Here is a 12607-nt window from a genome sequence, read left to right as displayed (position 1 = left end):
TTCACGCAAAAAATAAAGGCAAAGATAAGCCCCAAAAAGGATAAAAGGGAAATTAATTCTCAGCAAAGGAACGAAAGGGGTGATTGAATAAAATTTAATGATAAGTATGATTGACATCCTTTAATATATTGATCACGCTCACTCCAAATGATAACGAAACTCAACCTTAAGAGGACAATATGAAAACACTTAGAATCAGCCTCACATTGATAGCAGTCGTTCTTATCAGCTGCACAGCAGCCGTAGCCGGACAATTGCAGACCACAGTTTCAATAGCGCCTATGAAATATTTCGTGGAAAGGATAGGAGGGGAAAACGTAAAGGCAAACATTATGGTCAAAGCCGGAAGCAGCCCCGCAACTTACGAACCCCAACCGAGACAGATGGCGGAACTCAGTAGGTCCGAAATCTACTTTTCCATCGGTGTGCCGTTCGAAAAAGCATGGCTTCCACGGTTCAAGTCCGCAAACAGCAATCTCGAAATCGTGAATTTAGGCAGCTGCGTGGTGCATCAGCCCATGCAGGCGCATGTTCATGAAGAATCCGGCCATGAAGAACATACACACGAAGGCCATCATCACAGTGATAAAATAATGGACCCGCATATTTGGCTGGCACCGCAATTAGTAAGGATCATCAGCCAGCAGATACGCGACACCCTGATCGAACATGACCCGGCAAACGCACCTGCTTACGTGCGCAACTACCTCAGCTTTGCAGCTGAAATTAACAATCTCGATTCTGAACTCCTTGAAATATTCGCCCGCAAAGGTAAAAAGTTCAGCTTCATGGTCTACCACCCCTCATGGGGATACTTCGCCAGTTCATACGGACTGACCCAGATTCCCATTGAACTTGAAGGCAAGGAACCAAGCCCCAAAGAACTGGCACAACTGATCAAGCTGGCTAAAAAGAATTCAGTGAAGGCTATTTTTATTCAACCGCAATTCTCGCGGAAAAGCGCCCGGGCCATAGCAAGCTCTATAGGAGCACAGGTGCAGACGGCCGACCCCCTGGCTGAAGACTGGGCCGCCAACCTGCTGCGAACCGCAAACGCATTCGCTGAAAAGCACTAAAAAAAAGTCCGCCCTTCAAAATGAAGGACGGACTTTTTACTGGCGATTACCCAACCATAAGGTCGGACACTAAACTATTCAAAAACTGAATACAGCCATGAGAGTGACCATAAATGCGATCGGAGCACGAAGCCGGACAACACAAGAGTTTGCGGTCGGCATTTCAGCAGATAGTTTATTGCGTAATTTTTTATACGCCTGATCCATTTCACGCTCACAGCCAAGCCTGTCCCGCTTGGCCTGTCTTGCCTCACTACGTAAAAGAGCCATATCTTCACGATGCATGGATACTAAATTTTCTACACTAATCATCACACCATCTCCGCATATTTGAAAACTGAGCCGATTTTGCTCTTGAAAAGTTTATGGACCGGAGAGCCCGGAGGGGTCGGGGAGGTGGAGTGGGCTCTCCAGTCCATACTTGACTAACAAGCTGCATTCCCTAAAGCACCTTTCATGCCATTTCTATTCACCAACCACGCAACAGTTATAACTAAAGGCCTAACCACTCAAGAACAGCATTTTAACATAGTCCTCATTTAGAAATATGCTGTTGACCAAGCAATATTTTATCGATATATCATAAAAATCATTAAAAAACAACAAACCAAACTTATTTACGAAAAAAATGACTATCTCGATAAATGACTACAAGGCGCTCTCCCAGGAATTGGACCCGGAAAAAATTCAGACCCAGATTCTGGATCTGCTGCTTAAGATGCAAAACGTCGAGCGCGGTTCCCTGTGGCTCAACCGGAACGGCAAATATGAATGTGTAGCAGCTCTCGGATCAAAGAGCGAAGATGTCCGGGGAGTTAAATTATCTCCGGAGGATCAGAGCATTGTAGGGTGGGTCATCCAAAACGGTAAAATGACTATTGCCAAGGCCGGTGATGAGAGGCATTTCAGCACCATCGAACGCGACTTCAAAATAAAAAGCAAACTGATTCTCTGCTTTCCCCTGCACCTTAAGGGACATGAAGTATACGGAGCCGTGCAGGTAATTGATACCAGTACAGCAGGGAAAAAGCTTAATCTTGATCCCGGATACCTGACAATGATGCAGGATTTAGTTGACATCGGATCAATATCCCTGCGCAATTCCCTTGAATTCCAAAAGCAGCGCATGGAATTCGCCCAGCTCAGCCAGACCCTGAGCAACATCAGAAATAACAAAACAATCGTAGGCCGGAGCCAATCAGTAAAAAAAGCCCTGAAGCTGGTGGAAAATTACGGAGCAACAAGCTACCCTGTGCTGCTCTATGGAGAATCCGGGACCGGAAAGGAACTCTTTGCCGAGGGAATACATACCCAGAGCTCTCGGGCCCAAAAACCTTTTTTGACCCAGAACTGCAGTGCCATCCCGGAAAATCTGCTGGAAAGCGAACTCTTCGGTTACGAAAAAGGCGCATTCACCGGGGCCACTACGAATAAAGCCGGCCTTTTTGAAGCTGCCGATGGAGGCACCGTATTCCTTGACGAAATCGGTGACATGGACATCAACCTGCAGGCTAAACTGCTGCGCGTACTGCAGGAAAATGAAATAAAACCACTAGGCGGGACTAAAACAAAAAGAATTGATATCCGTATCATTTCGGCCACCAACCGCAATCTTGAAGAGGATGTCCGGTCCGGACGTTTCAGGGAGGACCTGTACTATAGGCTTAACGTACTGCCCCTTAAGCTGCCTGCCCTGCGCGAACGAAGGGAAGACATCAACCTGCTCACCAAACATTTCCTGAACCGCGAAGCGGCTCACAGCCATATGCTGCCCAAAAAGATGTCCACAAAGGCTATGGAAATCATGAGCAACTACAACTGGCCGGGCAATATCCGTGAACTGGAAAACATGGTCAAACAATTTCAGGCCATGATTCCCGGCGACACCATCACGGAAAGCGATCTTCCGCTGCACATAACCCATCCGGGCGCGAATCAAACGCACGAACCTAAGCAGAGCTCTCCTTCCCCCACGCAGCAAAACATCCCTGTCCAAGAGGACTTCAGCGCTCTGACATGGAAAGAGATGGAGTATACATATGTAATGAAGCTACTCGAAAAATATCGATGGAACATCAGCCGCGCCGCCCGGGCCGCGCAAATAAACCGCTCTACCTTTGATTCACGCATGAAAAAGCTGGGGATCAAAAAAAACGGATAGAAACACCCGCAGACGATTAGCCTTAAACCGCTCACCCAAAACATCAAACCGCTGATGGTAAAACCTCTGGACGGCAACATTGGCCCGGTGCTAGAAAAAAGGACAGCTGAAAATCCGGAAATATACCTTTTTGTAAAGTATAGCCGGATTGATCCAATCAATATTGCTTACCAGCCTCCTGCAATGCCGGGAGAACAGTTTAAGGATTTATCAGATGCTCCTTCTAGGAATTGATGTCGGCGGAACTCATACAGACGCTGTTGCCATAGGACCTGACGGTCTGGAGGCACAGATCAAAGTCGCAACCCAACATGACAACCTGCTATCCTCCATCAGAAACAGCCTTGAGGAATTGCTCCGCCACACGGACCCTGCCCGCATAAAGCAGCTCAACCTGAGTACAACGCTTTCCACAAACTCCATTGTGGAGGGCAATTATGAAGATGTGGGCGTAATCGTCTCCGCAGGTCCGGGACTCGATCCCCATTCATTTATGACCTGCAAGGACTTTCACGTCATCCCCGGTTCACTGGACCACCGAGGTTCGGAAACGAAACGACTGGACAACCTTGCGCTGGAAGAAGCAATCGCTTCCTGCCGCAATGCGGGGATAAAAGTTTACGCTGCGGTTACTAAATTTTCCCCCCGCAATCCGGCCCATGAAAAAGAGATGGAGCTGGCTGTGGGCGACAATGCGGATTTCATTACACTAGGCCACCAACTTACCGGACGGCTGAACTTTCCGCGCCGCATTTCAACGGCCTTCTATAATTGCGCAGTGTGGCGGGTTTTCAACAAATTCGCCGATGCCATAGCCGACACCCTTGATGAGATGGGTCTGGGCCAGATCAAGGTAAATATTCTTAAAGCCGACGGCGGGACCATGCCGTTAGACCTTTCACGAAGAATCCCGGTACAATCTATTTTTTCCGGCCCGGCTGCGAGCGTCATGGGTATTATCGCCCTGTGTAACATCACGCACGATTCCATCATTTACGACATAGGCGGAACTACTACCGATATTGCCATTTTTGCCGGAGGCAGCCCGCTCATCGAGCAGGAGGGAATCAATATCGGTTCCCATCCCACCCTTGTAAGGGCTCTTAAGGTTCATTCAATCGGCATCGGCGGTGACTCGGCCATATCTATTCTAGACGGCAGGATCAGGGTCGGCCCCAACCGCCTTGGGCCTTCTATTGCATTTGGCGGTGAAATCCCGACCCTTACCGATGCGCTGATCTGGAAAGATTCCTGCGACTGCGGCAACACCGAGCGTTCCAAATCGGGACTAGCCGCGTTTGCCGCCAAAAACGGTATTGATACGGAAGAACTCGCTGATCAGGCCATCGGATACGCTGTAGACAAAATTCACGACTCCACCCGGGCGTTGGTGGAAGAAATCAACCAGCAACCGGTCTACACCATCCACGAACTACTGGAGAATATTAAGATCGTACCCCGCAAAATTTATATCATGGGCGGTCCGGCCAAGGCCATGAAGATGGACATATTCCGTAAGTTCCGTCTTTCAACCGAAGTGCCGAAAAACTATGATGTAGCGAACGCCATCGGCGCGGCGCTGACCCGTACCACCACTGAGCTAGAGCTCTTCGCCGACACCGAACGCGGGCTTATGTTCATCCCCTCCTTGGGACATCGCGAAAACATCCCCCGCACCTACAAGCTGGAAGATGCGCAGAAGGACGCCATGAATCACCTGCTGGCCCATCTGGGCGAAATGCAGGTGGCCTCGGACGGTTCCAACGCGCAGATTACAAGTTCCTCATCATTTAATATGGTCAACGGGAACAGTACCGTCGGGCGCAACATCAGGGTCAAATGTCAGATCAAACCCGGCGTGGACCGGACATATTCATAAACGGAGTTAACAATGCTCAAGGCTGAAAACAGTCTGGGAATCATATTTTTCCCTGCCTTCGACTGGGCTATATCTCCCACCCATCCAGAGCGGGAGGAAAGACTGCTTTATACGCAGGACCAGTTACGTGAGGAAGGTCTTTTCGACATAGAGGGAATACGCGAATATAAGCCCGAAGTGGCTTCCATGGAAGATATTGAACGGGTTCATTTCTGCTTTCCCGAAGCCGAGGCAGTTGCCACCCGCTCGCACTGCATTGCGGCTGGAGGAGCCATAAAGGCCGCAAAACTGATCATGGAAGGAGAACGGGACCGGGCCTTCGCCCTTGTGCGTCCACCGGGCCACCACGCCATGAAGACAGTACAGGGTTCTCGCGGATTCTGCGCCATCAATATTGAAGCCATCATGTGCGAATACATCCGCGAAACTTACGGTCCCAAGCGCATAGCCATCGTGGATACCGACTGCCATCATGGGGACGGAACACAGGATGTCTACTGGCATGACCCGGACACCCTGTTTATCTCCCTGCATCAGGATGGACGTACCCTGTATCCCGGAACGGGATTTCCCAAGGAATGCGGAGGACCGCAAGCCCTAGGCCGCACCATAAACATTCCGCTACCGCCGGGGACCTCCGACGCAGGATTCATGCATGTCATGAAGAATCTGGTGATGCCCATTCTTGACGACTTCAAGCCGGACCTGATCATCAACTCGGCAGGGCAGGACAACCATTTCACCGATCCAATCACAAACATGAATTTTTCCGCACAGGGATACGCGGCGCTCAACTCCCTGCTGAAACCGGATATAGCCGTACTTGAAGGTGGTTATGCCATTCAAGGCGCGCTGCCTTACGTAAATCTGGGCATCAGCCTGGCAATGGCCGGAGTAGATTATTCCCATGTGCGTGAGCCGGGATTTAATCCTAAAACCCTTAAAGAATCCGATGAAATAATGGATTACATCGCCACTATTTGCGAAGGGGTAAAGGATATTTACTTCCACCCTCCCGCAAAGAGCAGCGAAGGCGTAATAAGTGGAGACTGGTCCGTGCGCCACCGGAATATTTTCTACGACACTGAGGGCATCACAGAATCTCAGACCGAATCACTGCTGCTATGCGATAAATGCCGAGGACTGCTCAAGGTGGAAAGCCAGCGCGAAGGCGGCCCCATGGGGTTCGGCCTCGAGATTCCCGCAACAGCTTGTGACAGTTGCCGTAATCAGGGCTATTCATTGCTGGAAGAAGCACAGGTTAAAAGCCGTTATCGCTATATCCAGCTAATCAACCGCAGGGAAAAGGATTACCTGCGTTACGGATTCTGACCCAAAAAACGTAAACTCCTCAGGTTATGAGGAGAACGCCTCCGGCGGACATTCAGGGAGTTGAATCCCTTTTTGCAAAAATAGATTTGGAACTCTCCGAATACTTATCTGCATGCTGCCGGATTTTTACGAATCTGAATTTGAATTAAAAAAGCGGGCAACCCAACTTGGATTGCCCGCTTAAATTTTGTTTTTACTAATTTTTATTAAGACTTCTGCATACCTTCAATAATACCGGAAAGATCTTCAGCAAGACGGGCCAGTTTTTCGATAGCCTCGGACGACTCGACCATAGCCTGCTCAGTCTCGTTGGAGATACGGTTTACTTCTTCGGTGGAGCGATTGATCTGCTCACTGGCAGCAGCCTGCTGTTCTGCGGCAGTGGCAATAGCCCTGATCCGGTCGGAAGTGTCTTCAGACATGGCAACAATCCGAGCAAGGGCTTCTCCCGATTCCCCGGCAAGGCCGGTACTGCGGGTAACGGATGCAACCGCTTCCTCTGTGGCCCGCACGTTGGTTTTAGCTCCCTGCTGAATATCAGAGACAGCTTTGTGGACCTCGGTGGTTGCCTGCACGGTCTTTTCCGCGAGCTTACGAACTTCATCGGCAACAACGGCGAATCCGCGTCCGGCTTCACCGGCACGGGCAGCTTCAATTGCCGCGTTCAAAGCCAGCAGATTGGTCTGATCAGCGATATCTTCGATCACACTGAGCACATTACCGATAGCTTCAGCCTTCACATCCAGATCTTCCATGGAAGCTTTCAAAGCAGTCGCCTGACCGGAAACCTCGTCAATGGCACTGACAACTCCGGCAACAGTATCCTCACCTTTTTCAGCTTCAGATTTTGCTTTGTCCGCGTCAACGGCAGCTTCCTGCGCGTGGCGGGCTACCTCAAGCACTGTGGCATTCATCTCTTCCATGGCAGTGGCGGCCTGACCGGCCTCCTCGCTCTGTACCATGGCCCCTTTACGGGCATCACCGACCAGCTCATGCAGCTGTTCAGCCGCTCTGGAGAGCTCCAGAACAACTGAATTTGCGCGCTCAGCAGCTTTCGAAATCATCTCATTCTGATTGAGGATATGCGCTTCGTGTTTCTTCAGCTCAGTAGTGTCGACGTAAAGGCAGCAGCCGCCAATTACATTGCCCACCACATCGTGCAGGGGGAAAACATTGGCCAGTACGTTGATATCGCTGCCGTCAACATGCTTAAACACTGCATCCAGATTCATCACCCGAGTGTCATCATCCATACAGTGTCCGATTACAGACTTACGGTCATCATGATAAAAAATCTGAGAAAGCATACGCCCGTAATATGATTCAGGGTCCTCTTTAGAACCGATCATTTCAAGGCATTCTCTATTCAGAAAGGTTACATGCTCTCCTTTATCTACAATGCAGCAGCCAAGGGGCAACCCTTCAAGAATACTGGAACTGAATCCAAGACGCTCCTTGTAGACATCACTCAATTCGCTGAGCGCAGAACGCAGGACATCCAGACCGGGGCTGGTACACTTGTCAGCATCGGAATAGTCACCCTTAAGAACAAGATTCGCAAAATTTGTAAGACATTCGACAGGCCGGACAACCTGTATTTTGAGCACAGCAAAGATACCAATTCCCAACAAAGCCAGAAGGACTATCAAACCGGAAGCAAGTCCGGTCAAGGCCCATGGTTCGGTGCTGTAAAAAGTAAAAAAAACGCCGCACAAAATCACTGCGGCTAAGAACACTGCTAAATAAATTCCTGCAAGAACTCGCAGGAATTTTACATTTCCATTATCCATGTCAGCTCTCCCAAAGCTTGTAGGATATCTTCCCGATACCCAAGAATATTCCAGCATCATTCAGATTTGTAAACCGACCGTTCGGCAAAGCAGTCAGCAATCAATCACCCGGAAAAATCCTGCCGGGAGAATCATTAAACAGCTGGGCCAGACATCAAGCCTTCAAAGCCAGACCTTCTTAAAACCTCGCTAATTCGCTTCTAACTTCTTTAAACTTCCTTGTCTACCCGTTTAAAGAACCGCATCTAAAGCAAAAACAGGTTCAATGCAATGCACTGAACCTGTAACACAATTGTAACAAAGAACTGTTTTTAAAGGGCTTTAAATCATTATGTCGGCGAGTGTTCCTAAAAACAATAGAACTGAAATAACGCCGTTCAAAGTAAAAAAAGCCATATTTACGCGACTCATATCTTCGGCGGAAATGACCAGATGTTCGCAAATGAGAATTACACCGGCAACAGTAAGGACCGAAAAATAGATCCATCCCAATCCGGCAGCCATTCCGGCCAAAGCAAAAAAGATCACAGTATTCACATGGCTGAAGGTGGAGATAGTCAGCGCCTTATGGATACCTAGATTGGCGGGGATGGAATTCAGCCCGCGGTTACGGTCGAATTTACGGTCCTGTGTTGCGTAAAGGATATCGAAACCGGCAACCCAGAACATAACCCCGAAGAAAAATAAAATAGCGGGCACTGAAAAATGGGGATCAACGCTCAGCCAGCCGGCAACAGGGGCAAGGCCCAGAACAGAGCCGAGTACGAAATGACAGAGCATGCTGAACCGCTTGGTCAAAGAATAAAAAGCTGACCAGCCAAGTGCGAAAAAAGAAAGTTTGTAGCAGAGTTCATTCATGCCCTTACACGCAAAAACAAAAATGACGGCGCAGGCCACAATAAAACAGAAGGTAAAAAACGGGGTCAACTCTCCGGTAACCAGAGGACGGGTCCGGGTGCGTGGATTTTCACTATCAATATTAATATCAAACAGCCTGTTCACAGCCATTGCAAAAGATCGAATAGCCACCATAGCGATCGTCAGCAGGACGAAAGGCTTAATTGCGGTCGAATCACCGGAGGCAAGAAAAAATCCCATGTAGGCGAACGGCAGTGCAAAGATAGAATGCTCAATCTTGACCATACGGCAGACCAGAACAGTATTTTCCCACAACTTTCTCGAGTATTTACAAAGAATATCCTTCAAAGCCCCACTCCTTAATATTTTTACACATTCTTTTCCGGGCGGCACTAAAGCTACCGGCTTAACTAAATGAATTTGTTAAATTATACTAAAACTTTTCTACAAGTACCGCGCCCAAAACGATAAGTAATGCTCCGAAAATACGCGCCGGAGTAGCTTCCCGCACGGCATAACCTATGATTCCGTAGTGGTCCAGCAGAATGGAAGCAACCATCTGCCCGGCCACCATCCAGCACATCATGGTTCCGGCACCGAGAACAGGAGCAACGATTACCGCAGCCGCAACAAAAAAAGCTCCCATAACCCCACCGGTCCACATCCACCAAGGCCCCTTTGTCATCGCCTCCGCGTGGGGAAGAGGAACCTTCGTAAAGTACGCATAAGCCAGCAGGCTCAGCGTTCCTACCGTAAATGAAACGATAGCCGCCAGAATAGGATCACCGACAAAGCCTTTCAGTCTCAGGTTAACCCCGGCCTGTGTCGGAGCCAAGGCACCAAACACAAAAGACATCATTATAAAAAACAGACGCATAAATTTACACCGCCTTCATATTTCATAACCGGATTAAGAAGCTGCTGCTACGCTAGCGGAAAATCGTCACAAATAAAACCGTACTATCGGTGTACCCAATAGTACGGTTCTACTGTAATCAAAATCAGTTCGCGCCGGCGGATGAGTCCGCTGTACGCTTTCAGGGATTCATGCATTTCAAAAATGAAAAATCCTCTGAAACAAATCTATAATTATTTCAAGGTAACAAGACCGTAGTTCTTTTTACCTTTGCGAATGAGCAGGCATTCTCCGCCGATAAAATCATCATCACCGGGAACGTAATCGAAATCGGAAACGCGCTCGTTGTTGAGGTACAATCCGCCGCCCTTGATATCCTTACGGGCCTGACCTTTGGATTTCACCATGCCGAGATCAAGAAGGATCTGAGGCAGGTCGGGCAGATCGCCTTTCGCGTACTCAATACCGGGAGCGGCTTCCATTGCACCACGCAGTGTAGCGGCATCGACGGACTTTATGTCTCCCTTGCCGAAAAGAGCTGCTGTTGCGGCCTGCACTTTTTCCAGCTCTTCCCTGCCGTGGATCATGATGGTGGTTTCCTCGGCAAGACGTTTGTGAGCTACGCGCAAATGCGGTGCTTCTTCGTGCTCTTTCTCAATTTCAGCAATTTCCTCTTCGGTGAGGAAGGTAAAGTATTTTAGAAAATTAATTACATCACGGTCATCAGTATTAATCCAGAACTGATAAAAAGTGTAAGGTGAAGTCATTTCAGGATTAAGGTAAACGGCGTTGCCTTCACTCTTACCGAATTTCTGGCCTGAGGCAGTGGTGATAAGCGGGAAGGTTACTGCGAATCCTTCGCCCTGAGCCTTACGGCGGATCAATTCACAGCCTGCGGTGATGTTGCCCCACTGGTCCCCGCCGCCGATCTGAAGCTGGCAGCCTTTTTCCTGAAACAGGTGATAAAAATCATAACCCTGTAATATCATGTAACTGAATTCAGTGTATGAAATACCAACGTCATCACGACCGAAGCGTCCCTTCACGGATTCTTTGGCCATCATCCAGTTAATGGTGAAGTGCTTACCCACGTCACGCAGCATTTCAAGAAAGGAAATATCTTTGGTCCATTCGTAGTTGTTTACAACCTCAGCTTTCTCACCTGTATTGCGCTCGCAAAAGTCTTCAATCTGGGCCTGAATGTTTGCGGCCTGAGATTCGATCTTTTCAATGGAGGAAAACTCCCTCTCCTTATCCTTACCACTGGGGTCGCCGACACGGCCGGTAGCACCACCGAGCAGGAAAAGAGGGTTATGACCAGCACGTTTCATACGTACAAGGCAAAGCAGGGGAACAAGGTTACCGATATGCAGGCTGTCGGCAGTGGGATCAAAGCCGCAATACATGTACTGACCGGGAGTATCCAGATACTCGCGTACCTTCTCTTCGTCAGAAACCTGATTGATCAGCCCTCGCCACTTTAGATCGTCGTAAATGTTCATTTGGTTAACCCTCTTTAGAATGTATTTATTTGCCTGCATTAGGCTTATTTATGCCTTCGGCGCCCCAGCAAGGTCCTTAAACATTTTTCTGCAAAAATGGTTTAAGAATCCCAAAAGCTTTAATTAAGCTTCACCTGCTAATACACCTGATAGGCAATATTTTTATGAAATTTTTATACGGTCATCCGGCCTGAATTATATGTCTCAATCGAGAGCGTCCGGCCTGTTTTTTCATCAATTTCAAGCAGCACCCCCTGTAATTCTACAGGACCGCCGGCCACTTTCCATTTCTGGGGAAGCCCGGTCACAAATCTTTTAATAACCGGATTGGGGCTTAATCCCAGACAGGATTCAACAGGTCCGCACATACCAGCATCGCTAATGTAGCCGGTTCCGCCTTCCAAAATACGGGCATCGTTGGTCTGCACGTGGGTGTGAGTTCCAAACATGGCACTTATCCGGCCATCAAGGTAACGCCCGAGACTCTGCTTTTCCGAAGTTGCCTCGGCATGAAAATCGACCAGAATAATCTTTATTTCCGGATCGATCTCTTCCAGTATTTTATCTGCGGTATGAAACGGACATTCCGCCGGGTCCATAAAAACCCGTCCCTGCAGGTTAATAACCGCAAGGGGCACTTCATCACGGACTTTAAAAGTTGTCCAGCCCCTTCCCCGGGTTCCTTCCGGCAAATTTGCAGGGCGGACAATTCGGTCACTGGTTTTCAAAAAAGCATAAATATTACTGAACTTCCAGATATGATTGCCGGATGTCAAAAGATCGATCCCGCAATCCAGTAATTGCTGAGCGTTCTTGATGGAAAGCCCCACGCCCTGCGATCCGTTTTCCCCGTTTGCAATAACGAGATCAAGGCCGAGCTCCTCACGAAGTCCCTTCACCTTAGCAGCGATTGCCTTACGCCCGGGCCGCCCGAATATGTCACCGAGAAAAAGTATACGCATGGGTTGGTTCTATCCATACCTGCTTACTTCAAAACGACTCTGCCGAATCAAGGCACAGCCGCTAAATTGAAAAGCATTAAACTATCAGGGATTCCAAGGAGGCTTAGCTCCTTTGGCCGCCGGAGGCGAAATCAAATCAACAAAAGGCGCGTAGCGCACCAGCGATAAAGAAAAGGCCCGGTTAACCGGGC

General features: G+C 48.8%; 10 protein-coding genes. 4 read left to right on the top strand and 6 right to left on the bottom strand.

The window, feature by feature from the left end:
- The first annotated feature begins 179 nt into the window (after positions 1-179).
- Positions 180-1076 (top strand): metal ABC transporter solute-binding protein, Zn/Mn family, encoded by an 897-nt coding sequence (locus ACKU35_RS05255; RefSeq protein ID WP_319763822.1) that lies wholly within the window; start codon positions 180-182, stop codon positions 1074-1076.
- Positions 1077-1154: 78 nt separating this feature from the next.
- Here ACKU35_RS05255 and ACKU35_RS05250 read toward each other — a convergent pair whose 3' ends face one another.
- Complete coding sequence (locus ACKU35_RS05250; protein ID WP_319763820.1) at positions 1155-1388, bottom strand: hypothetical protein; 234 nt, start codon at positions 1386-1388, stop codon at positions 1155-1157.
- Positions 1389-1704: 316 nt separating this feature from the next.
- On the opposite strand from ACKU35_RS05250, the gene ACKU35_RS05245 reads away from it, so the two are divergent.
- The 3 genes from ACKU35_RS05245 (at position 1705) to ACKU35_RS05235 (ending at position 6448) form a co-directional block, all read left to right on the top strand.
- Positions 1705-3237: a sigma-54-dependent Fis family transcriptional regulator gene (locus ACKU35_RS05245; RefSeq protein WP_319763818.1), complete on the top strand. Its 1533-nt coding sequence runs from the start codon at positions 1705-1707 to the stop codon at positions 3235-3237.
- Positions 3238-3451: 214 nt separating this feature from the next.
- Positions 3452-5116, top strand: a complete 1665-nt coding sequence (locus tag ACKU35_RS05240) for a hydantoinase/oxoprolinase family protein (protein WP_319763816.1) — start codon at positions 3452-3454, stop codon at positions 5114-5116.
- Between the two features lie 12 nt (positions 5117-5128).
- A complete protein-coding gene (locus ACKU35_RS05235) occupies positions 5129-6448 on the top strand; it encodes a histone deacetylase (protein WP_319763815.1) in 1320 nt (439 codons plus the stop codon).
- Between the two features lie 206 nt (positions 6449-6654).
- Here ACKU35_RS05235 and ACKU35_RS05230 read toward each other — a convergent pair whose 3' ends face one another.
- The 5 genes from ACKU35_RS05230 to ACKU35_RS05210 all read right to left on the bottom strand — a co-directional run bounded on the left by ACKU35_RS05230 (position 6655) and on the right by ACKU35_RS05210 (position 12416).
- On the bottom strand, positions 6655-8238 hold the full coding sequence (locus tag ACKU35_RS05230) for a methyl-accepting chemotaxis protein (protein ID WP_319763813.1): 1584 nt from the start codon (positions 8236-8238) through the stop codon (positions 6655-6657).
- 321 nt (positions 8239-8559) lie between these two features.
- The gene (locus ACKU35_RS05225) at positions 8560-9444 is read right to left on the bottom strand and encodes a 4-hydroxybenzoate octaprenyltransferase (protein WP_319763811.1); all 885 of its coding nucleotides are present in this window, start codon (positions 9442-9444) and stop codon (positions 8560-8562) included.
- 85 nt (positions 9445-9529) lie between these two features.
- Complete coding sequence (locus ACKU35_RS05220) at positions 9530-9973, bottom strand: DMT family transporter (RefSeq protein ID WP_319763810.1); 444 nt, start codon at positions 9971-9973, stop codon at positions 9530-9532.
- Between the two features lie 212 nt (positions 9974-10185).
- Positions 10186-11454: a tyrosine--tRNA ligase gene (gene tyrS, locus ACKU35_RS05215; protein ID WP_319763808.1), complete on the bottom strand. Its 1269-nt coding sequence runs from the start codon at positions 11452-11454 to the stop codon at positions 10186-10188.
- Positions 11455-11627: 173 nt separating this feature from the next.
- The gene (locus tag ACKU35_RS05210) at positions 11628-12416 is read right to left on the bottom strand and encodes a TIGR00282 family metallophosphoesterase (protein WP_319763807.1); all 789 of its coding nucleotides are present in this window, start codon (positions 12414-12416) and stop codon (positions 11628-11630) included.
- Positions 12417-12607 lie beyond the last annotated feature (191 nt).

Origin of the sequence: Maridesulfovibrio sp. (assembly GCF_963676065.1) — a bacterium.
Lineage (GTDB): Bacteria > Desulfobacterota > Desulfovibrionia > Desulfovibrionales > Desulfovibrionaceae > Maridesulfovibrio.
Note: the sequence above shows the minus strand (reverse complement) of the source record. Positions and strands in the feature narration are given on the sequence as shown.